This window comes from Affinundibacterium nitidum (assembly GCF_014284155.1).
GTDB lineage: Bacteria > Pseudomonadota > Gammaproteobacteria > Burkholderiales > Burkholderiaceae_D > Undibacterium > Undibacterium nitidum.
Genome location: NZ_JACOFZ010000010.1, coordinates 22,055 through 44,244 on the forward strand (window position 1 = coordinate 22,055; position 22,190 = coordinate 44,244).

Genomic DNA, 22,190 nt, shown 5'->3' on the forward strand with positions numbered 1-22,190 from the left:
AAACGGCTAGTTCTTTTTGGATCATTCACGTATAACGGCAATATATTACTCTTGGCGTAGGTTCGAGAAGTAAGAATGCAGTAAAAAACCGCGAAATGACGATATTTAACTTTGACCTTTATGCATCAACATTCTGAATACTATAGAGCGATGACGGCCAAAGACGCACGTTTTGACGGTGTGTTTTTTGCGGGCATTAAAACAACGGGCATTTACTGCCGACCGATTTGCCGAGTGAAGACACCAAAAGAAGAATCTTGTCTTTTCTTTAGCACACAAGCCGCAGCAGAGGCCGCGGGCTTTCGACCATGCTTACGATGTAGACCAGAGTTAGCACCGTATGCTTTACAGCAGAATTTGGCTCACGCGATTTGGCGCAAGATCGCCGCAGGCGTATTGAACGAGAGTAGCGTTGAAGAATTTGCACAACAGATTGGGCTGTCATCACGCCAGTTGCGTCGAGTTTTGGTTCAGGAATTTGGTGTAAGTCCAGTTGAATTAGCACAAACTCAGCGTTTGCTTTTTGCGAAGAAATTAATTCAAGAGACAGCGTTATCGATGACTGAAATTGCATTCGTCGCTGGCTTCGGTAGCGTGCGCCGGTTTAATGCTCTGTTCGAATCTCGTTATCAAATGACACCAGCCTCGATTCGGCGCACTGCACAACCATCTTCTGGCGAGCTGGTATTACGTTTAGCTTATCGCCCTCCTTATGCATGGCAGGAGTTACTGAGTTATTTGAAGGGGCGCGCGATGCTTGGGCTAGAAGAGGTTGATCTTGAACATTCTTGCTACATGCGTACCGTTAAGATCGGCGATGCGAGCGGTTGGATTCGCGTTAGCCATTTATCAGCAAGCCAGCAGCTTTTGGTATCTGTTTCCTCTGGTCTGCACAAAGTGTTAATGCCCTTAATCGAAGGTGTACGAAATCAGTTTGATTTAGAGGCAAATCCGGCCATGATTTCTCAGCATCTGCAACAAGATCCATTGTTAGCGAACCAGCTCGATAGAACCCCTGGCCTGCGTGTACCCGGCGCCTTCGACGCATTTGAGCTTGCAATTAGAGCGATTTTAGGACAGCAGGTTAGCGTTGCCGGGGCGACCACGGTGGCTGGAAGGCTCGTGCGTGAATTTGGTGAGCCCGTAACAAGCCCTTGGTCGAGTTTGTCTTTTCACTTCCCAAAGCCCCAGATCTTGGCAAATGCAAGTGTTGATCAAATTGCTGGTTTGGGTATGCCAGGTAAACGTGCAGCGACAATTCAAAGCTTCGCTGCCTTTACCGTAAATGGAGGGCTCAATTTTGCCCCTGGCTTGCCACTCGATGAAGTTATTCGAACCTTGAAGTCTTTGCCGGGGATAGGAGAATGGACCGCGCAATACATAGCGATGCGGGCCCTGCGCTTTCCAAACGCCTTTCCTGCTGGTGATTTGGGCCTGCAAAAAGCAGTTACTTCAGAAGGGGAAGCTCGTTGCAATGAGAAACTGTTGCTCCAGAAATCGCAGCGTTGGGCGCCATGGCGGTCGTATGCGGCATTGCTGTTGTGGCAGTCGCTTGCAGTGACAACTGAATAAATCGACTTTTAAATTGAGAGCAAATATATGTCATTGAAATATCTTCATTACCCTAGTCCAATTGGCCGCCTTAGCCTATTGGGTAGCGATTGCTTCCTGCATGGTGTGTTTTTTGAAGAACATCGCCATCATGTGCCTGACCCCAGTTGGCAACAAGATCTTGCTCATCCTATCTTGCAGCGAACGCAGAGCCAATTGACGGAGTACTTTGCGGGACGAAGATTTCAATTTGATCTTCCATTAGCGCCAGGCCTCGGCACTGCATTTCAACAACAAGTTTGGGCTGCATTAGTGCAAATACCGTTTGCACAGACGACTAGCTATGGTGCACTTGCACAAAGTATAGGTAAGCCTAAAGCAGTGCGGGCTTTAGGTGCAGCGAATGGCCGCAACCCTTTTTCCATTATTGTGCCTTGTCATAGAGTGATTGCTGCTAACGGCGATTTGCATGGCTATGCGGGAGGCCTCGATAAAAAGCAATATTTGCTCGATCTTGAAAAAAGAACATTAAAAATAGATTAAATGATCATGAATTCGAGGGAAATAGTGATCGAAAAGATATGATATTCCGGTCGATACAAACAATTTTGGTGCAATGCACAAAAAAAGCTTGACGCCTAAAAAATAGTCAGTAGAATAGATTTTGTTGCGGTGCACCAAAGGTAATTTTTAGGATTCACTGCCAATTTGACTTAAATCTTTTTGAACACAATTCATTTACCGGAGCATTCCATGTACACAACACCAGAACAATTCCTCGCCGCTTCTAAAAACGGTTTTGAGGCACAATTCGCCGCTTTGACAGCATTGAACAAAAAAGCTTTCGAAGGTTTCGAACAATTCGTATCTTTGAATGTTAACGCTGCTAAAGCAACATTCGAAGAAAGCACAGCAGCAGCTCAACAATTGGTTAGCGCTAAAGATGCACAAGAATTCTTCAACTTGACAACAGCTCAAGCAAAACCAAACGCAGAAAAAGCATTGGCATATGGCCGTCATTTGGCAACAATCACTTCTGCAACTCAACAAGAATTCACTAAAGCAGTTGAAGCGCACATCGCTGAAACAAACGCTAAAGTGATCTCTTTGATCGACGAAGTAACTAAAAATGCACCAGCAGGTTCCGAACAAGCTGTTACAGCATTGAAAACAGTGGTTGGCAATATCAACGCTGGTTACGAACAATTGTCTAAAACAACAAAGCAAGCTGTTGCAACTTTGGAAGAAAACCTCGCTAACGCGACTAAGCAATTCACACAAGCAGCAGAAAAAACAACTGCAAAGAAAAAATAATTTGGACCTTGTTCAAATGAATTTGTTCTAAGTAGTAGAAAAAGCTCCCGTTCCCCCCGGGAGCTTTTTTTTGTCCAAAAATTGGGTGTTAGTCCGATTAACACAAACAATTGGCGGCTTTTGCAGCACTTAATCGAAGTCTGGTGTAATCTATCGCATCCCATCCACTCACCTTTTCTCTATAGAGGAGTTTCACATGCAAGAAGTTGTAATCGTTGCCGCAGGACGTACCGCGGTTGGCAAGTTTGGTGGTTCCCTGGCAAAAGTACCAGCATCTGATTTGGGTGCGCATGTGATTAAAGGCTTGTTGGCGAAGACAGGTTTGAGTGGTGCGGCGGTGAGTGAAGTGATTTTGGGCCAAGTGTTGGCGGCCGGCGCTGGTCAAAATCCAGCACGTCAGGCGGTGATTCGCTCTGGTTTGCCAAACGTAGTTCCTGCGATGACAATCAACAAAGTCTGCGGCAGCGGTTTGAAAGCAACGCATTTGGCTGCTCAAGCGATTATGGCTGGCGACGCCGAAATCGTCATCGCTGGTGGCCAAGAAAACATGAGTGCTTCACCCCATGTTTTGAACGGTTCCCGTGATGGTTTCCGTATGGGCGATGCGAAGTTGGTTGATACCATGATCGTTGATGGTTTATGGGATGCCTATAACAACTACCACATGGGCATTACTGCGGAAAACGTCGCGAAGAAGCATGGCATTACGCGTGAAGAACAAGATCAATTCGCTGTTGAATCACAAAATAAAGCAGAAGCCGCGCAAAAAGCAGGTAAGTTTGTTGACGAAATTATCCCTTACGAAATCGTCACCAAAAAAGGTACGACTGTGTTCGATACTGATGAATTTATCAAACATGGCACAACACTGGAATCCTTGGCAGCTCTGCGCCCAGCTTTCGATAAAGCAGGTACGGTCACTGCGGGTAATGCCTCTGGTTTGAACGATGGTGCTGCAGCGGTCATCATGATGTCAGCTAAAAAAGCAGCCGAGCTGGGTCTGCCGGTATTGGCGCGCATTAAAGCCTATGCATCTGCCGGTATCGATCCAACCATCATGGGTTTAGGCCCTGTTCCAGCATCGCAATTGTGCTTGAAAAAAGCAGGTTGGACGCACGAAGAAGTCGACCTGATGGAAATCAACGAAGCCTTTGCTGCGCAAGCAATTGGTGTGAATCGTGAAATGGGTTGGGACACGAACAAGATCAACGTCAATGGCGGCGCAATTGCGATCGGCCATCCTATTGGCGCCTCAGGTTGCCGTATCCTGGTCAGCTTGATTCACGAAATGATTCGTCGTGATGCGAAAAAAGGTTTGGCGAGTTTGTGTATTGGTGGCGGTATGGGTGTGGCGCTGGCCGTTGAACGTGATTAAGTTTGCGTAAAAAGTATTGAAAAGGCCCGCATACCTCTGACAGTATGCGGGCCTTTTTTTGCCTATTTCTTCCTTGATATCAAAGACTCCTTGATTTTCAAGAAGCGATCTTCCAAGCTTGGTAATCCATCATAGCGATCAAATTTCGATCCCATTACTCGGTCGAGCTGATTTAGTCGATCTACTGGTTTTGGGTGAGTCTCCAAGAATAGCTGCAAGTAGTTGCTGTTCATCGAGGTACTTTGTATGGTTTGTAAGGCTGCAGGTAAACCGAATGGGTCATAGCCAGCTCTAGTTGCCAATACGACGCCCATACGATCAGCTTCAAATTCATCGTCCTTTTCCAAGCCCTTCCCATACAGAGCCACGACCCCACTGATCAGTTCAACAGCAAATCTTGTTGTGTTATTGGCTTTCCCTGAATTTTCGAGAAGTTGACTGCCGAGTCCTTTCGTAAACGATGTAGCGTCGGCTTTTTTGATAGCACTCAAATGGTGCTTGCGAATCACGTGAGAAATCTCATGCCCAAGTAACCCGGCTAATTCTGCTTCGCTATTGAGGCTTTGTAGTAGGCCGCGAGTGATCACGATATAACCGCCTGGAGCAGCAAAAGCATTGGTATTTAAAGAGTCGAGAACGACAAAAGTCCAAGGAAGATCTGGGCGTTCGCTATGACTGCTAACCCAACGGCCAACTTTATTCACGTAATTCTGTACTTCTTGATTCTCAAGCACAGGGCCAAGGCTCAAAAGGTTGGAAGCGACCTCTTGTCCCAGCGCGATTTCATCAGCCTCAGAAAACTCCTTTGTAACCTTAACTGCATCTGAGGCAGTCTTGATTGCTTTAGTGAAATCGAGTTTGAACTGAGGGCTAGGCGCCGCGGCCGCTATACTTACCGAAAAAGAAAATGACAGCGCCAACGCGGATCGAATGAAGGGTTTCATTATCTATCTCCCTCAGCCTTGACATAGGCTTGTTCTTGATCGTTTAAATTTCCTTGATTTGCGAAAGCTTTCGCATCCGCTTTGCTGACACTGAGCGCCTGCATTTTTTGTAATCTTTCTGAATTCGGGCTGAGGTTCTTAAAGTCATTTTTATCCCAACCTTTGACTGCAGTGGTCGTCGTACTTCCGCTGTTCGTACCCTTTTGTAAATTGATTCCTGAACCTAATGTTTCCGCAACATTGAAGGATTTGGTGCCTTGATCGTCAAAACGCAAGCTCAGCATCTTTACCCAGCCAGAGACATCCTGTGCCTTCACCTCAGTCCAACTCGCTTTACGCGACAACACACTCAGCTTGTCGCTTTCTTTCAGTGCCTTAAGAGTCTCTGAGTCGCTAAATGGCTTAGCTTTGAGCTCGGTGCTGCGGACTACGGTTGCTTGGCTTTGCGCTGCTGCATTCTGTAACGTCAACAGACTGCCAGCGATAAGAATGGGGGTTATGAAGTACTTCATGTTGGCTTCCTTGGACTAGGGGCAAATAATTCAACTTCTTGTTCACGACCTTTCACCTTATAGGAGCCAAAGGCTTCAAAGTCAAGCGCGTCGCCGCATAACAACATCGTTTCCTTCGATACTAGGATGCGCGATACACCTTTGGTCATGCCTTCGATACGGCTGGCCAAATTGACGGTATCGCCTATAGCTGTGAACTCTTTTCGTTCGGATGAGCCGATTGATCCTACAACGGCAGGTCCAGAGTGTAGGCCAATCCCGACATCGAAATCGGCAGAAAGATCGCCTAGTTCTTGCTTAAATTTCTCCAAGACTTCAGACATTTCTACCGCTGCTTTCACAGCATCGAGTGCGTGTTGTGGATTATCGAGCGGCGCGCCCCAGAAAGCCATAATGCAATCGCCGATGAATTTGTCGATGGTACCGTTGTAGCGAAAAATAACCTCCACCTGCAAGGTGAAATAGCGGTTAAGTAGATCAACAATTTGCTCAGGTGTACGACTTTCAGACAAGGTAGTAAAGCCACGAATATCCGAAAAAAGCACGGTGATTTCTCGGCTTTCTGCTTTCTCGCCCACGTGCTCCGAACCTTCACGTGCCACCCATTCTTTGACCACGTGCGGATTCACATAGCGACCAAATTCCTTGATGGTCGCTTGATAGGAGCGGTGCACAATCCAATATTCCCTTAAGGCTAAAGAGAAATAGTAAACCCACGCAAAAATGATGGGGATCAAGACGTGAACCAAGACACCGTAAGGAAGTGCGAGGTAGCTTGCTGTGATCACGACAGGCGTCGCAATCGTCAGTGCCAGTGCGGGGTAAAGCGCATTTACTCGTGATAAGAAACAAGCATAAATAGCGGTAATTGCGGCCAATGTCGCTAACATTATTGGCCACGCTGGTGGGGTATATAAAAACTGTTGATTCTTGAGGTTATCAATCGCCATTGCCAACATATTAGAGCCCCAATATTGGCTATCGATAGGTGTCACACGTAAATCATGAAGCGAGGACGCGTCAGCACCAATCAAGATAATTTTATTTTTGAATTCCTGGGAGGAACGTATCGGCTTTTCCCGATCTAAATCTTCATAAACATCAACGAACGACACTATCGTGTAAGGATTTCTCGTCCCGCGCCAGTTCAATACCAAGTCCGCTTGTTGCGGCACTTGATAGCCTAAGTCTTGTGCGACTCGTGCGGGGAGTGATGGAACCAACCAACCATCGATGTTGGTATACAGAGAGTAGCGGCGGCCAACGCCGTCAGCGTCTTCGAGAAAATTGACGGTGCCGACGCGCCATTGTTCCGGTTCAATCGCCATCGGTATGAGGAATGCGCCCTGCGCAAAATCGTTGGCAGCGGGTGTCTTGATCAAAGCTAAGCGGCTTTGTAGATCACTCAGTTTCCCAACATGCGCCGCTTGATCGATTTTTCGCATGACAAAAGGAAAAAAAATATTCTTCTTGTCCCTGATTGCATCATTGAAAACTTGGTCGCTTTCCGGCCTGTCTTTATCTCGCTCGTTGAAAGTTAAGTCGAATACGATAGCTTTCGGTTGTTGACGCAGGATAGACTCGACTACCTCACCATACACCGAACGTGGCCAAGGCCAACGCCCTACTTTTTCCTCCATTTGAATCAAGCTACGGTCATCGATATTGAGAATCACAATATCTTTGTCTACCAGCTGTTTTTCCGCATGAAGTTTGACCAACCAGTCTGAAAATTTGCCATCAAGATTGAGTAGATGGCGAGGCCACAGAATTTCAAAGCCAGCGACGAGGGCGATGAGTAAAGTAAAAACGTGAATAAAACGTAGTGATGATTTCATCGCTAGTATCGGTGTCTATGTCGCTGCTGAGGTCTGCACATAGCCAGGGATCTTACTTTCATCGACAGCATCAATTTGCGACTCGTCCATGAATTTTTTTGCATACTCCAAATACACTTTTTCTTTCACGAACACATGGAAAAGTTCAGGATCAATATGCCCGTTCAAACTAAAATTACCGAGGATATTTAAGGACTCGGTCAGTGATTTACCTGTTTTGTAAGGCCTATCTTTTGCAGATAAAGCTTCGAAAATATCAGCGATCGCCATGATGCGAGCTTGCACCGACATTTGTTCTTTAGTTAAACCACGTGGATAGCCTTTGCCGTCCATACGTTCATGGTGACCGCCTGCGTATTCAGGCACATTACGTAGATGTTTAGGCCAAGGCAGGGCTTCTAACATGCGGATAGTGACCGAAATATGGTTATTGATGATCTTGCGTTCTTCCCCAGTGAGCGTTCCCGCTTTGATGGTCAGATTTTCGGTTTCTTCGGCATTGAGTAAATGGTGAGCGCTGCCACGACTATCGATCCAAGTACGTTGCGCAATGCGGCGTACGCGCTCTTGATCATCATCACTCATGCGTTCACCGCCGACATTCGAATGACGCAAAAAGGCGCGTTCACTGTCGAGTTGAGCAACATCTTGTTCGTAGCGCGTTTTGCGCTCTGCGCTAAAGTCGCCCTCTTTCAAATAGGCGATTTCGAGATCGCGCCGCAAAATTTCAAAGCGTGCGTCGATCAAATGGATACGGTCAAAAATCGTTTCGAGCTTGGTCGACTTCTCGATGACATGAACCGGCGTCGTGATTTTGCCGCAGTCGTGCAGTAGACCAGCAAGCCAAAGTTCACGGCGATCGCGATCAGTCATTCTGAAAGTTTTTAGTTCACCATCTTGATGGCGATGCGCTGCTTCTGCCAGCATCATGGTTAATTCAGGCACATGCTGACAATGGCGTCCGGTGTTTGGCGACTTTTCGTCGATACCGATATTGATTAAGTTCACCAAGGATTCAAACAGGTGCTCCAATTGGAAGATCAGTTCTTGCGTGCTGAGTGCGATGGCGGCTTGCGAGGCGAGTGCCTCGATAAAACCTTGATCGGTCGGGGAGAACGGTTCAATCGCTTTGGTATCAGGAGAAATTTTATTGATCAGTTGCAGAACGCCGATGAGCTCAGACTCATGGTCCAGCATAGGAACCGTTAATAGCGACTGGCAATGATAGTTATTTTCTTCATCGAACTTACGCATACCAGAAAAGTTAAACAAAGGCGTTTGATATACGTGCTCAATATTGACGGATTGTTTTAGGTTCGCGGCAAAAGCAACGACAGCATTGAGGTTTTGATTGCCATGTTCATCGAACAAGGGAATCGAATGCATATTATTGGCTTGCGGATGCGATCCACCAAAATGCATTTTCAGCGTATCGTTAATCGCCATATCAAACTTTAGATGCTTCTTATCTTCGCTCAGTCGATACAGCGTGCCACCGTCGGCACCAGTCAAACTCTTTGCCGTTTGCAAAATACGCTCTAACAGGGCGTTGATGTCCTTGATGCCATTGAGTTCCACACTGAGCTCGGTCAGATGCTGCAGACGTTGGGCGATTTGCTCGTGATTTAGTTCAGACATAGTAGTGTGGGGTGTATAGCTAGGACAAAATTAATGTAAGTCTAACTGATATACCTTCCTGCAAAGCCTTGCAGCTGTCGCAGATACGACAAAATCACAGTATCGATGACTGATCGTGTTGTTTTGGCAACCAAAAGCGGTTTGAGCGAGATCACGTGCTGTCGGCATTGCCTTGGCGTACAATCGCGTCTTTCTATCTCATATGACGGGATCTTTGCGGTCGGGTTTGACCAATAAGAAGTCCTTGTCCGGCGAGTGATCATACAATGTGTCAAACATCAGCTAATAGGCAAATCTCAGTGTGCGTAAAGATAGCAATGACAGCAGTAGTTGCTGTCACTTGTTTATTCAGTGCATCAGTTCAAGCAATCGAAGGTAAATATCAACTTCCGCCTCCTGAGTTGCAGGCTTTAGTCGATGCACCGCGGGGACCCGAATTTAAGTTGGGCCCACAAAACAAGACCGCCTTACTGATAAGCCTGCCGAATCTACCGAGTATCGCCGAAGTTTCGCAACCTGAACTGCGTTTAGCGGGTTTGCGTTTAAACCCAAAGATGCGCGCTGCCAGTCGTGTTAACTTTAGCGACGGCTTGAGCTTATTAGACTTAAGCACTGGCAAAATGCGTAAGGTGCAGGGGCTGCCACCGAAAGTTAAAATTGCCGATACCGTTTGGTCAGAGGATGAAGATTGGGTTGCCTTCTCTGTATGGGGTAGAAACGGTGTTGAGTTGTGGTTGTTGGATGTCGAAGAGGCACAGGCTAGACGTTTGATCGCCGAGCGCCTCAATGCGACAACCGGTGCGGGATTTTCTTGGCTTAACGGTTCGGAAGAATTGTTAGTGCGACTCTTGCCGCGTTCACAAAAGGCGATGCCATTCAATTTGAGTGTACCCGATGGCCCTGCCACACAAGAATCACGTGGCGGGAAATTAAGTCAAAACCGTACCTATCAAGATTTGTTGAAAACATCGCGCGACGCTGACATGTTTGATTGGCAATTACAAACGCAGCTAGCGGTGGTCAATGTCAATGGCAGCGTACGTCGTTTCGGTCCTCACATGGTGTTAAGCCGCGCCCTCGCCTCACCTGACGGCAAATTAGTGCTTACCACACAATTACGCCGTCCGTATTCGTATCAAGTGCCGATCGAGCGTTTCGCACAGTCGATTGAAGTGTGGACTACGCAAGGTAAAAAAGTTAAAACCATCGCAGAGCAAGCATTACGAGAACGAATTCCAAATGGTGTCGACGCCGTGCAAGCGGGCCCACGCGGTTTCGCTTGGCGTAATGACGAACCCGCCACTTTGTTTTGGTTGGAAGCGCAAGAGGGGGGCGATCCTGAAGTGCATTCGAAAGTGCACGATGTCATGATGCAGCAAGCCTCGCCATTTAATGTCGCTCCACAGAAATTGATTGAATTGCCTTGGCGTTTCAGCTCGGTGCAATGGGGTAATGACAACTTGGCGTTGGTCACAGAAACCTGGGCAAAGACGCGTGATACTCGAACATGGCGTATTCATCCGGGTGCACCATTGATTAAACCGGAGTTGTTCTTCATTCGTAAAACCGAAGACCAATATACGAATCCAGGCGTACCGGTAATGAGTTTGAATCAATTTGGGCGCTCCGTCATTCGCACGACTCCCGATGGCCAGTTCATGTTTTTGACGGGAACAGGCGCCAGCCCTGAAGGTGATCGCCCTTTCCTCGACAAATTCCATCTTGCGACTGAAAAAAGTACACGCCTGTGGCGTTCGAAAGCACCATACTATGAAGAAGTTTTAGGTATTCTTGATGACAATGGCACGCAAATTATTACGAGCCGTGAGTCTTTGGAAGAGCGCCCCAACCTGTTTATCCGGAACTTGACGGCCGCCGCTTCAGTGCAAGCTACCGCGTTGACCGCGTTTCCTCATCCCACACCGCAAATGCGAGGCGTTCAGAAGAGGACTTTGCGTTATCAACGCGATGATGGTGTTGAATTGAGTGCGACATTGTATTTACCACCAGGCTACGATCCTAAGCGTGATGGTCCGCGTCCGATGTTGATATGGGCTTACCCTCGAGAGTTTAAATCTGCCGAAGCGGCGAGTCAGGTCAGCGGTTCACCTTATCGATTTAATCGTATCAATGTCCAAGGTCCGATGGTGATGCTGGCGCGTGGCTACACCGTCTTAGACGGCCCCACCATGCCGATTATCGGCGAAGGACGACGCGAGCCCAATGATACCTTTATTGAACAGCTAAAGATGGATGCCGAGGCTGCAGTGGATGAAGTGGTGAAGCTTGGCGTGGCTGACCGTTCGCGAATTGCCATCGGTGGTCATAGCTACGGCGCTTTTATGGCCGCAAATTTGTTGGCCCACACGAATTTGTTCCGTGCAGGGATTGCTCGTTCTGGCGCCTATAACAGAACCTTAACGCCGTTTGGCTTTCAATCGGAAGACCGTACCTACTGGCGCGCTAAAGAAACTTACTTGGATATGTCACCGTTTCATTTTGCCGATGAAATTGATGAGCCTTTACTCCTAATCCATGGGGAAGATGACAATAATCCAGGGACTTTCCCTTTGCAAAGCGAACGCATGTATCAAGCCCTAGCGGGTTTGGGAACACCCACGCGTTTGGTGATGCTGCCGAACGAAAGTCATATCTATCGAGCACGCGAATCGATTTTGCACATGCTGTGGGAACAAGATCAATGGATGAGTCGTTATGTGAAGAACGCTAAACCCGTATCGGGTAAATAAAGGGTGTCTCAAATTTCTCTATAAAGTGTTGTAGAAGCGACCAAGCCAAGCAAAACCGATGTTAAATACGCTGATTATGTTGGCACAAGACAATATTTTTACTTTATGATGGTCAGACAGCATTGTGCTGTTTTGATCCAACTTACCTTCATTCTCATGCTCAGAGCCTATATTCTGGATAATCAAGCGGTCGCTCGTAATTTATTGGCAACCGTATTGACTAATGGCGGCCATGAGGTTGTTGGGGATGGAAATAATAGTGCGACCAATATTGCAAGGATGGTTAAGTTACAGCCGCAGATTGTCTGTGTCGATATTGGCGAACCTGACCAAGCGGGTTTGGCTTTGCTAGAAAGCTTGCGCACGCAGTTACCGAAAGCATTGATTTTTCTGGTGTCAGCAAAGATTGATGCCGAGACTATACAAGCAGCGCAAAGTCGTGGTGTGGTTGGTTTTATCGTTAAACCATTCAACGCTGTTGCTGTGCTGATGTCGATTCGCAATACCATTCTCCGTATCGCCACCCAAAGTCGCGCTAAGCAAAAAGCCGTCGAACCTAACGAAGCTGACAGTCTAGCTAGCCCCACTATCTCAGAAGACGCTGTACCAGACGCGAACCCAAGTCCTTCTGAGTAAGTCACTGCGTTTTTATCCCCCGTTTTCCCTGTTTCGTCAGCAATCCCTGAATTTGGTCGCATGCTTCCATCATTGACATGGTTCTTGGTACAGTGTCGTCATGTTATGAAGGAGTTGCCATGAGTTCTCACACTCACCCAATCGAATCCACGATTTCTGAACAGGCTTTGCCGTCGGAAGTTTCAATCCAAAGCGATACTTGGCTCAATCGTTATCGCAATTTTCCAGTGTTTTCACGGACGTGGTATCGCCATCGCACCATTGCTTTTGGTGGGACCCTCGGCGCCCTATTGGTATTGATCGCTATCGTTACTTTCATGACGCAAGATAGCATCGCCGAGTTCTTCCGTTGGACGATTCCTTTCTTTTTATTCGGCACGGGCTTATTCACGATAGGTCAGGGTATGGCAGTATGGGTGCGCCAAAAAAATTATGGTGAACGCAAAGAAGGAATGTTGATCACGTCTTCGTTGGTCGCGGGCTTGTTGTTGAGTATGGCAATCGGTGTTGGTGCCCATGGTCTTGCCACCGAATTCATTCGTAGTGACCCAACTACTCAGGTTTCCGAAAAAGCAAATGCTGACGGTAGTGTTGCTAAAGATGCTGTCAGCTTGAAAGAGGAAGAACGTAAGCGCATTCTTCAAGAGAATGAGAAGATTCTGAAAGCGGCAAGAGCCGAGCGCGATAAAGCACGCGGGCCTGTATTTAATATGGTGGTTACGATTCTTGCTTGGTTTCCAATGACGATCGCTGGATTTTATTGGGGTAGTTTCTTTGATCTCTTGGTCTATTTTAGACAGCGCAAACGCCTCGCTGAGGCTCTCCGTAAGCAAGAATTAGAACGCGCTCAAAACGCTCGTCGCGAAGCGGAGTTGAAACTGTCGGTATTGGTGGCGCAAGTTGAACCACACTTTCTTTTCAACACCTTAGCTGGTGTACGATCAGCGATATTGACCGAACCACTGCGTGCGACAGCGATCGTCGATCATTTAGTGGACTACTTACGTTCGACTATCCCGCAAATGCGTGGAGACGGTGGTACTGAACAAGGGCACTTAGCGAAGCAGTTGGAAACAGCACGTGCCTATTTGAGTTTGATGCAGGCTCGTATTCCACGTTTGAGTTTTAGTATTGAATCTGAAGTAAAAGACGCTGTGTTCCCTCCACTGATGTTGATTTCACTGGTAGAGAATGCAATCAAGCACGGCATAGAACCAAAAATCGGACCTGCAAAGATCACCATTACAGCGCGTTATTTTGATGCTGATGACGAAGAAAAATTGGAAGTTTGTGTGGCGGATGACGGTGTTGGTTTTGGTGGCACGACTTCGGGTTCTGGCATAGGTTTAGCTAATATTCGAGAACGTTTAGAATCAATGTATGGTGCTCGCGCTAGTCTGACTTTGAAAGCTAGACCCGAGGGTGGTGTTGCTGCGATTATCGTTTTACCCTTAATGACCTAAGATAATATCAACTATTTCAACGAGAAAAAATCACTATGTTGACAGCGATTATTGCCGATGATGAAGATTTGCCGCGTAAAGACTTGCGTCGTATGTTGGAGCAAGCATGGCCCGAGCTACAAATTGTGGCGGAGGCCGAACATGGTGCGGATGCCTTAGAAGCGATTCAGCAACATCAACCAGATTTCGCCTTCCTCGATATTCGCATGCCAGGTATGACAGGTTTAGATGTGGCGAATGCCACTAGGGGCCGTTGCCAAGTCGTATTTACGACAGCGTATGACAACCATGCCTTGGAAGCTTTCGCTGCTGGCGCCATCGATTACTTGCTCAAACCTATCGTGCAAGATCGTCTAAACGATGCCATCGCGCGGTTGAAAGAGCGTATGAACACGAAGGCCGCACCCACAGATTTGAGTCAGTTAATGCAAGAGCTCGATAAGCGCTTGCGGGCTCCTGTAGCGGAGCGTATTCGTTGGATTAGCGCTAGTGTCGGCGACACCATCAAGATGTTTCCGATTGAAAAAGTGCTGTTCTTTACCTCCGATGAAAAGTACACACGGGTCGTTACAGCGGAAGACGAGGCCCATGTGCGCAAGCCGCTGAAAGAAATTATTGATGGACTAGACCCAGAACTATTCTGGCAGATCCATCGCGGTACGATAGTTCGTGCCGACGCCATTGCAAAGGCGCATCGCGATGAATTAGGTAAGGTCAGTGTCGAGTTGCGCGGCATCAAAGAGACTCTAAAGGTGAGCCAAGCTTACGCTTGGCGCTTTAAACCAATGTAAATATGCATCAACACCATTTAGGACTAAGGTACTAGGTGGTGTTGATTTCAAGAAAGTACAAATTTCCCCTACATGCCGGCGGGCTATTTTCCTCTTTTCCGCAACGCGCAATCGATCTACAGGTTTTCCACCCACAAATTGGTCTCATCTCCTGCTTTTCTGGTTTAGAATGCACCGTCATTGAAATTCCCTACCTGAAAATCAAGGTTTTTAAGGTGCAGGGAAACTCGATTTTCAGCGATTTAAACCGGTATTAGCCAAATCAAAATATTAACAAGAGGAGAAATTGCATGAGTGGTGCTGCAATCACACCGGGTCAAGAGGCCCCAATTCCAGAGTTTAAGCAAATCATGGGGCATCCTGCTCCATTATGGATGTTATTTATGTCTGAGTTCTGGGAACGCTTTGCGTTCTACGGCATTCGTTGGGCATTGGTGTTGTATATCGTCAGTCAGTTTTACGGTGGTGATGCTTCTGGTCAAGCGGATGCTAGTGCTACTTATGGCTCTTATTTGGCCTTAGTTTATGCGGCAGCATTATTTGGTGGCTATGTTGCTGATAAAGTTATCGGGTACCAACGCTCGATTCTAGTAGGCGCCGTGTTTATGGCGGCAGGTCTCTTTATGATCTCTATTCCAAACCATGATGTGTTTAACTTTGGATTAGCGACCATTATCGTCGGCAATGGTTTGTTTAAACCAAATATTTCAACAATGGTTGGAAAGCTTTATAGTGCTGCAGATTCACGTCGTGACTCTGGTTTTACCATCTTTTACATGGGGATCAATATCGGTGGTATGGTTGCGCCGATGCTGACAGAGTATTTGGCCCGTAAAGTTTTTAACGTTGGCAATGTTCCCGCTTACAAGATTGTATTTATCGCTGCAGGCATAGGTATGCTGTTGAGTCTAATATGGTTTGCCATTGGCCGCAAAATGCTAAAAGGAATTGGCGCTCCGATTGAAGGTGCTGAGGGACCAACAAGAGTCATTTACGTTGTTATTGGAGGACTGTGTGCAGTGCCTCTCATGTACTTTTTCTTGTCCATGAGCAGTACGATTTTGGCGTGGGTTCTTGGTGTTTTGTTTATAGGTCTTTCTGTTATTTTGTTCATAGAAGGATTGAAAAATGGCAACATAGCGCGAGACAAAGTGATCGCGATGATGCTGATCTTTGTATTTAATATTTTGTTCTGGATGTTCTTTGAGCAAGCAGGAAGCTCTTTCACATTCTTGACTGAAAAAATCGTGAACCGCGATGCGTTTGGTTTCGAGGTGCCGATTGCGTGGTATCAAAGCGTGAATTCACTCGCAATTATTCTTTTCGCCCCTGTGATCGCAGCAATCTGGGTTTTGCTGGAACGTCGAAAATTGAATCCATCTATCCCAAGAAAATTCGGTCTTGGTTTGATCGGAAATGCTGTTGCTTTCGGTTTCTTAGTATTTGCTTTGAAGACCATGCAAGATGATAAGTCTATGATCCCTTTTTGGCCTTTGATCCTAGTTTATGTTATTCAGTCTTTAGGTGAACTGTGTTTATCTCCAATTGGCTTATCGATGGTAACAAAGTTAGCACCAGTTCGATTGGTTGGTTTTGGGATGGGCGGTTGGTTCCTTTCCACTGGGATTGGAAATAACCTTTCCGGTATCTTCGCAGGCCACGTAAGCGGCTCAACAGGGATGACCGTAACATCTGCAATCAATGGTTACACCTTTGGCTTCTATTCCTTGTTAGGCGCTGGTGTGGTGTTATTCTTGATCGCACCATTGATGCAAAAATTGATGCATGGCGTGAAGTAATTTGGTATTAGATTGGGTTTGCCTGACGTCGAGTCGGTAGGCCCAAGCAATAAAAAAGCGGCCTAGGCCGCTTTTTTATTGTCTGCTGCGTTGACGGCAGCAGAATCCTTTTTGCTTTAATCAAAGAAGGCTTATTCTGGTACCGGTGGTGGTACTTCATCTGCAGGCATCACAGGAGCTGCGGCCGGCATGGCTGGGTAAGGCTTGCCATTGATCGTCAACTTGCCGTTCTTCCAAACGATCTGTGAGCTTAATGTTTTGTCTTTACGCAGAATATAACCTTGACCTTCCATTGCACCGATTGACGCTTTTGCGCCACTCAACATCATGCTGCGTGCGTTTGGATCTTTTTGTGTCAGGTTGATCACTTCTTCGATCAATGGGTCTGCCAAGCTGACATCCATGTCGGCTTCCACTTTGTTCATCAAGATGTTCATGTTGCCGAAGTCTGCTTCGGTTACGCCTGGCAATTTTACCTTGGCAGAAGTCTTAAATTCGCCGCCTTTACCACTGATACTCAAACGATCGAGAGCGATGCTAGGATCATATTTTAAGAATTCCATCGCGTATTTCTGCCAAATGCCTTGGAAAGCCATCAGTTGTGCGCTTGGATCGCCAGATTTAGAAACCGCAGAAAATTCAATTGCCAACTTATTCAAAGTTGGTGCATGGATATTCTTCACAGAGTAGTCGTAGTGGAAGTTATTTAACTCCACATCCTTGACCTTGATATTAGCAACGCCAAATTTCAAGCCCATTTCGAGGAGATCATTTTTGTGTGTGCTGTCAGATTCGAGCGTGACATCCTTAACGTTGAAACCTTCGCCCGCTTTCGTAGAGAAATCAATTGCCGCGATATTGGCCTTGGTTTTGCCAACAAAAATCATGCCGCCAGGAATAACGCGTTGCGCATCACCTTTTAACTTGATTTCACCCATTTTGAAGTTAGCTGCGCCATTGGTGTCTGCGCCGTCTAAGCCTGGTGCAGTCATTTCAACACTGAGTTTGTTGTAGTCTTCGTCGAAGCCTACTTCCATCTTGACACCCTTCCAATCAATCTTGGTTTGAGACATGCCAGTTGTGGTCGTGGTGAAAGCTGGACTGCTTAATTTCAAAGTGCCGCCGCCGCCGTAATTCAAAATTGTTGTGATCTCGAGGAATTTTTTCTCGCCGAAAACTTTTTTGATTTCTGCCAACACTTCCGGATCTAATACCAATTCTGTGTCGACCTTACCAGCTGCGATACCGAAAATGCCTGGTACTGGGCCGTGTTTGATGTGATTGATTACACGAATTTGAATTGGCTTACTCAATTTGTTGAGTTCATTCATCTGCTCAGGTGTCATGACAGGCGTCTCCGCCTCTGCTTCAGCACCTTCTTGGAATGAGCCAGCCATGCCAGGCAAAGGTACGCCAGGCATCGCGCCCGCCAAATTCAACTCATAGGTTTGCTCTTGTGTTGAGGAGAAGATGCCACGGGTATAAGTTTGTTTGACGACTTTGAAGTTCGACAACAAAGGATCTTTCTTTTCTGCTTTATTTAGTTTGGCTTCAAGGCGTTGCCCAGTGAACCAGGCAGATGCAGGATAGCCCACAGCAAGTGCGGCAACGACGGCGATAGCGATCGAACTCTTTTTCATGGGAATGATCCTTTGAATAGTTTGAAAAAGTAAAAAATGGTAGCCAGAAGTGTAACGGGATTTGCTTCATTTGTGCTGCATCGCAGCGAAATTTCGGAATGAAATCCACAGACATGTGATCAACGGTCGAATTGCGAGGACGAGTGCCTAGCGATTGGTAGGACGCTAATTCAGCTGGCCAGCGATTGAGCGCGCTCTTCATTGCCGCTCAGAAAGCTCGCTTCAAATTCATGAGGATCCATTGCCTTCGCAATTAAGTAACCTTGAATTTGATCGCAATCTAGTGAATTCAACAAATCTTTTTGCTCTTGTGTTTCGACCCCTTCTGCAATCACCTGCAGTTTTAGGGCGTGCGCCAGACTGATAATAGCGGTGACAATGGCCACATCACTTTCATCCTTTGGCAAATTCATCACAAAAGAATGGTCTATCTTGAGTTTATTGATGGGGAAGCGTTTTAAGTAACTTAAGCTTGAATAACCCGTTCCGAAGTCATCAATCGCCATCTTTACTCCAAGGCGGGCGATTGCATCTAGCTTTTTAAGTGTCTCTTGTGCGTCTCGTATCAGGATCGATTCAGTCAACTCGAGTTCGATGCAACTTGGGTCAAGATGCGCATCACATAAGGCGTTCGACAAGGATTCGACAAAATTTGCTTGTTGGAATTGCAGCGCAGAGACGTTAATCGAAATCAGAATACGTCGGCCGTTTTTGTTCCATGCGGCTGCTTGTGCAATGGCAGTCTGCATGACCCAATTTCCGATTGCAATAATTAAGCCGGTTTCTTCTGCAATGGGGATAAACTTTGCTGGGCTGATTTCTCCTAGCTCTTTGTCGTGCCAACGAATCAAGGCTTCGGCGCCAAAAATCTGATGGGAACCAAGGCAGTATAGCGGTTGGAAATGCAAGCGGAATTCTTGATGCTCCAAGGCTTGACGCATGGCGTGATCAATCTTCATCCGCGAGAGAAGACCGATGTTCATTTTTCGCTGATAAAAGCGGAAGTCGGAGCGCCCGCGTTCTTTGACGTAGTACATCGCGCTATCAGCATTTTTAATGAGATCTTGCATTTGCGTACCATCATCTGGGTACAGGGCAATACCTATGCTGCAGGTGACGGTGAACTCGATGCCATCGAGGTTGAACGGTGCGCTCAAATCTGCCAACACACGCCGTGCGCAAATCTCTGCGCCACCCGCATCCGCTTGATGTAAAAGTAAAACAAACTCATCGCCACCAAGACGTGCTGCAGTGTCGACTTGTCTTAAGCATTTTTTCAAGCGATCTGTGACTTCAACTAAGACGCGGTCGCCAAATGGATGCCCAAGCGAATCATTGATCTGTTTGAAATTGTCGAGATCAAGAAACAGTAAGGCGAATTGCCCATGGTCTCGACTGGCGTGGGTGATGGACTGTGAGATCCGCTCTTCCAACAGCATGCGATTCGGTAAGCCCGTCAATGCATCGGTGAAAGCGAGTTCTTCAATTTTTTGCTTGGCGTTATAGTTTTCCGTACGGTCTTTAAAGAAGCCGATAGTATGTATCGTCTGTCCTTCTTCGTTTTGCACGCGCACTAAAGAGATCATGCAAAGGTAGGCATGTCCATCCTTACGACGGTTCCATAATTCACCTTCCCAAAAACCATCGAGTGCTAGCTCATCGAGCATGCGTTTGAGAATATCGGCATTGCTGTGATCGAGGAAAAAGTCGCTGATGCTCATGCCCAACATATCAATTTCGGAAAATTGTGTAAGGCGCTCAAAGCTAGGGTTAGTGGTGATGATGCGTTGTTCTTCGTCGGTAATAAATATCGCATCGGTGCTCGCTTCAAAGACCTTGGACGCTAATTGTAAGCGTGCTTGATCGAGCAATTTTTGAGAAATATCGCGAAATGAATATACCCGACCTATCGGTCGTCCGCGCGCATATTGGGGAAGAGTCACACGTTCCAACACTTTTCCTGAATGCAGAACTAAGACATCACTTGCTTCCATCAGGGGTGAACGACGAATAGCTGCGAGTCTTTCGTTGTAATGACTAGCATCGACCATGCAATTATCCATCCACGCATAGACGCCAACATCATTGCGACTGGTGAGGAGCTCTTCCGGCAAACCCCAGAGTTTGGCGAAAAGGTGGTTGTAACTACGAATGCTGCCATCAAGATCGGTCACTAAGATGCCGTCTGCTGTTGATTCGAGAGTCGCACGCAATTCTGAAATGAGCTTTTCGAGTTCGGTTTCAACTTGACGTTGATCGGTATGATCGCGAATCGCGACAACATACATCGATGTCGAAACATCGAGTCGTGCCAAGGTCACTCTGCGCATAACGTGAATCGCTTGCCCGTCTGCTCGTCGTAATAAAGTCTCGGAATAAATATTATTGGATAGCCCTGCTGCGACGTCTTCCCAGAAGAACATATCTTCAGGTGCTGCCGCTAAATCAATGACCGAGCGACCAGGAAGTGTGTGTGAGGGAACGCCTAATAATTTATGTGCTGCACGGTTTGCTGCAACCACAGTTAGTTGAACAGGTTCAACTAATAAAACCGCTTCTAGCATGCCTTCGATCAAGGCTTCCCAAGGTTGCGTCATTATCGTACCGCCGCCATTTGAGGGTTGGAGTCGATACCATGCATATCGCTTGCGCGCTCAAAGAAATAGCATAGACGCTTACGAGGAGACAAATAGTCATAAACGGCTTTCGGTAACTGTATAGGTTTCAAGCTACGGCGAATGCCAATTTCTGATTCATGCTCAAGATTAATGATTAAGGCTTCGTCAATCGGCACATGAGGATCGTGAATAATCACACGTGGCTTGATAGGACGAGCGGAGTTGACGGATACCACCATCGCATAGCGCTCATCACTTAATTGCACCACCGATCCTGGTGGGTAAATGCCCATCATCTTTATGAATGCGGTCAGCGTGTGGGTGTCGGATTGCGATTTGTTTTTCGTGAATAGTTGCGATAAGGCTTCATGCGGTGTGACAGCCATCGATACATTGCTGGGGTTACACAGGTTGTCGAACCGATTGACCAAAGAAATAATGCGACTGAGCGACGTCATTTTGTCACCGGAGATTTGGCTAGGATAGCCACTACCGTCGGCAAACTCATGGTGTTGTGCGATCAATAAAGTAGCGCTTGGCGAGAGCTGCATTTTGCGCGCCATATTGACACCATGCGCTACATGGCTTTGGTATAACTGGCGCTCTGCCATATTGCTTAGGTCATCGAGCCAACGTAAGCGATCTGGTAATTCCATCTTGCCGACGTCGTGCAATAGTGCACCGATGCCAAGCTCTAGCATGTCGTCTTTGGGAAGGTCTAAGGCCTTGCCGAGCAATAAAGAAATGATCGTGACGTTCACTGAATGTAGTGCCGTTTTTTCACCAGCTTTTTCAGCGAGCAAACGTATGGCAGTTTCTTCCTCTTGCAAAATGCCATCGAGCATGCCTTGTACCAACTTGACCGCTGTTTCTTGCGCGACCTTGGGTTGTGCATGAACTATTTCGCTGAGATGTTTAAAGTCTTGCGTGGCTTGACCGAATTGGCGTTCGCATACCATCAGGCTCGCTTGCTGATTCGCTAAAAGTGCCTTGCGTTGTTTCGCGGCCCTGGCTTCGGATGATTCTGTAATCTCCACCACCACCGGTTTGGGTGGCGCGACGGGCTTGCTTTCGGCCTGACTCTTTTCGGGTGAATAGCGAATTTTGCTTAAGCCGAGTGAGCGAAGTTTATACAGCTGCTCTTCCGTGCGGATTTCGAAACTGCTGACGGGAAAAGGGTGATCCATCCATCCCATATCGAGATAGATGTACAAGCCAATTCGCAGTTGCGATGGTTCAAGATAGTGCGTTTGTGCTTCCGTCATAGCGCTGGCAATTGAGGAGAGGTGGTCACTACGCCCAGAAAATGTTTCTTCCTGTC

The 22,190-nt window shown here is 47.0% G+C and carries 16 protein-coding genes; 9 read left to right on the forward strand and 7 right to left on the reverse strand.

The window, feature by feature from the left end:
• Positions 1–120: 120 nt before the first annotated feature.
• From H8K36_RS17075 to H8K36_RS17090, 4 genes are all read left to right on the forward strand, one after another.
• Entirely contained in the window at positions 121–1,572 is a 1,452-nt protein-coding gene (locus H8K36_RS17075; RefSeq protein WP_186917735.1) for a DNA-3-methyladenine glycosylase 2, read from the forward strand.
• Between the two features lie 27 nt (positions 1,573–1,599).
• Entirely contained in the window at positions 1,600–2,094 is a 495-nt protein-coding gene (locus tag H8K36_RS17080; protein ID WP_186917736.1) for a methylated-DNA--[protein]-cysteine S-methyltransferase, read from the forward strand.
• Between the two features lie 210 nt (positions 2,095–2,304).
• On the forward strand, positions 2,305–2,865 hold the full coding sequence (locus tag H8K36_RS17085) for a phasin family protein (protein ID WP_186917737.1): 561 nt from the start codon (positions 2,305–2,307) through the stop codon (positions 2,863–2,865).
• Positions 2,866–3,061: 196 nt separating this feature from the next.
• Positions 3,062–4,240 carry an acetyl-CoA C-acetyltransferase gene (locus H8K36_RS17090; RefSeq protein WP_186917738.1) on the forward strand — a complete coding sequence of 393 codons (1,179 nt, stop codon included), beginning with the start codon at positions 3,062–3,064 and terminating at the stop codon, positions 4,238–4,240.
• Positions 4,241–4,302: 62 nt separating this feature from the next.
• On the opposite strand, the gene H8K36_RS17095 is transcribed toward H8K36_RS17090, so the two are convergent.
• Genes H8K36_RS17095 through H8K36_RS17110 form a run of 4 tightly spaced genes read right to left on the reverse strand, consistent with a single transcriptional unit; the run spans position 4,303 to position 9,172 of the window.
• Entirely contained in the window at positions 4,303–5,184 is an 882-nt protein-coding gene (locus H8K36_RS17095) for a M48 family metalloprotease (RefSeq protein ID WP_186917739.1), read from the reverse strand.
• Positions 5,184–5,696, reverse strand: coding sequence for an SH3 domain-containing protein (locus H8K36_RS17100; protein ID WP_186917740.1), 513 nt, complete (start codon positions 5,694–5,696; stop codon positions 5,184–5,186). The genes H8K36_RS17095 and H8K36_RS17100 overlap by 1 nt, the downstream gene beginning before the upstream one ends.
• Positions 5,693–7,534, reverse strand: coding sequence for a CHASE2 domain-containing protein (locus tag H8K36_RS17105; protein WP_186917741.1), 1,842 nt, complete (start codon positions 7,532–7,534; stop codon positions 5,693–5,695). The genes H8K36_RS17100 and H8K36_RS17105 overlap by 4 nt, the downstream gene beginning before the upstream one ends.
• Before the next feature lie 15 nt (positions 7,535–7,549).
• Positions 7,550–9,172 carry an HD family phosphohydrolase gene (locus tag H8K36_RS17110; RefSeq protein WP_186917742.1) on the reverse strand — a complete coding sequence of 541 codons (1,623 nt, stop codon included), beginning with the start codon at positions 9,170–9,172 and terminating at the stop codon, positions 7,550–7,552.
• A 317-nt stretch (positions 9,173–9,489) separates the two neighbouring features.
• Here H8K36_RS17110 and H8K36_RS17115 point away from each other — a divergent pair, with 317 nt between their 5' ends.
• From H8K36_RS17115 to H8K36_RS17135, 5 genes are all read left to right on the forward strand, one after another.
• A complete protein-coding gene (locus H8K36_RS17115) occupies positions 9,490–11,922 on the forward strand; it encodes an alpha/beta hydrolase family protein (RefSeq protein WP_186917743.1) in 2,433 nt (810 codons plus the stop codon).
• Positions 11,923–12,027: 105 nt separating this feature from the next.
• The gene (locus tag H8K36_RS17120) at positions 12,028–12,558 is read left to right on the forward strand and encodes a response regulator (RefSeq protein ID WP_230404777.1); all 531 of its coding nucleotides are present in this window, start codon (positions 12,028–12,030) and stop codon (positions 12,556–12,558) included.
• A gap of 119 nt (positions 12,559–12,677) precedes the next feature.
• On the forward strand, positions 12,678–14,021 hold the full coding sequence (locus tag H8K36_RS17125; RefSeq protein WP_186917744.1) for a sensor histidine kinase: 1,344 nt from the start codon (positions 12,678–12,680) through the stop codon (positions 14,019–14,021).
• Between the two features lie 35 nt (positions 14,022–14,056).
• Entirely contained in the window at positions 14,057–14,812 is a 756-nt protein-coding gene (locus tag H8K36_RS17130) for a LytR/AlgR family response regulator transcription factor (protein ID WP_222611259.1), read from the forward strand.
• Positions 14,813–15,102: 290 nt separating this feature from the next.
• On the forward strand, positions 15,103–16,611 hold the full coding sequence (locus tag H8K36_RS17135) for a peptide MFS transporter (protein ID WP_186917745.1): 1,509 nt from the start codon (positions 15,103–15,105) through the stop codon (positions 16,609–16,611).
• A gap of 131 nt (positions 16,612–16,742) precedes the next feature.
• Here H8K36_RS17135 and H8K36_RS17140 read toward each other — a convergent pair whose 3' ends face one another.
• The 3 genes from H8K36_RS17140 to H8K36_RS17150 form a co-directional block, all read right to left on the reverse strand.
• Positions 16,743–18,251 (reverse strand): YdgA family protein, encoded by a 1,509-nt coding sequence (locus H8K36_RS17140; protein WP_186917746.1) that lies wholly within the window; start codon positions 18,249–18,251, stop codon positions 16,743–16,745.
• 170 nt (positions 18,252–18,421) lie between these two features.
• Entirely contained in the window at positions 18,422–20,848 is a 2,427-nt protein-coding gene (locus tag H8K36_RS17145; RefSeq protein WP_186917747.1) for a sensor domain-containing protein, read from the reverse strand.
• Positions 20,848–22,134 carry an HD-GYP domain-containing protein gene (locus H8K36_RS17150; RefSeq protein ID WP_186917748.1) on the reverse strand — a complete coding sequence of 429 codons (1,287 nt, stop codon included), beginning with the start codon at positions 22,132–22,134 and terminating at the stop codon, positions 20,848–20,850. The genes H8K36_RS17145 and H8K36_RS17150 overlap by 1 nt, the downstream gene beginning before the upstream one ends.
• Between the last annotated feature and the right edge of the window lie 56 nt (positions 22,135–22,190).

Bases quoted from the DNA above. Each gene is read 5' to 3' on its own strand.
- H8K36_RS17075 (WP_186917735.1), top strand. From the start codon at position 121: ATGCATCAACATTCTGAATACTATAGAGCGATGACGGCCAAAGACGCA.
- H8K36_RS17080 (WP_186917736.1), top strand. From the start codon at position 1,600: ATGTCATTGAAATATCTTCATTACCCTAGTCCAATTGGCCGCCTTAGC.
- H8K36_RS17085 (WP_186917737.1), top strand. From the start codon at position 2,305: ATGTACACAACACCAGAACAATTCCTCGCCGCTTCTAAAAACGGTTTT.
- H8K36_RS17090 (WP_186917738.1), top strand. From the start codon at position 3,062: ATGCAAGAAGTTGTAATCGTTGCCGCAGGACGTACCGCGGTTGGCAAG.
- H8K36_RS17095 (WP_186917739.1), bottom strand. From the start codon at position 5,184: ATGAAACCCTTCATTCGATCCGCGTTGGCGCTGTCATTTTCTTTTTCG.
- H8K36_RS17100 (WP_186917740.1), bottom strand. From the start codon at position 5,696: ATGAAGTACTTCATAACCCCCATTCTTATCGCTGGCAGTCTGTTGACG.
- H8K36_RS17105 (WP_186917741.1), bottom strand. From the start codon at position 7,534: ATGAAATCATCACTACGTTTTATTCACGTTTTTACTTTACTCATCGCC.
- H8K36_RS17110 (WP_186917742.1), bottom strand. From the start codon at position 9,172: ATGTCTGAACTAAATCACGAGCAAATCGCCCAACGTCTGCAGCATCTG.
- H8K36_RS17115 (WP_186917743.1), top strand. From the start codon at position 9,490: ATGACAGCAGTAGTTGCTGTCACTTGTTTATTCAGTGCATCAGTTCAA.
- H8K36_RS17120 (WP_230404777.1), top strand. From the start codon at position 12,028: ATGATGGTCAGACAGCATTGTGCTGTTTTGATCCAACTTACCTTCATT.
- H8K36_RS17125 (WP_186917744.1), top strand. From the start codon at position 12,678: ATGAGTTCTCACACTCACCCAATCGAATCCACGATTTCTGAACAGGCT.
- H8K36_RS17130 (WP_222611259.1), top strand. From the start codon at position 14,057: ATGTTGACAGCGATTATTGCCGATGATGAAGATTTGCCGCGTAAAGAC.
- H8K36_RS17135 (WP_186917745.1), top strand. From the start codon at position 15,103: ATGAGTGGTGCTGCAATCACACCGGGTCAAGAGGCCCCAATTCCAGAG.
- H8K36_RS17140 (WP_186917746.1), bottom strand. From the start codon at position 18,251: ATGAAAAAGAGTTCGATCGCTATCGCCGTCGTTGCCGCACTTGCTGTG.
- H8K36_RS17145 (WP_186917747.1), bottom strand. From the start codon at position 20,848: ATGACGCAACCTTGGGAAGCCTTGATCGAAGGCATGCTAGAAGCGGTT.
- H8K36_RS17150 (WP_186917748.1), bottom strand. From the start codon at position 22,134: ATGACGGAAGCACAAACGCACTATCTTGAACCATCGCAACTGCGAATT.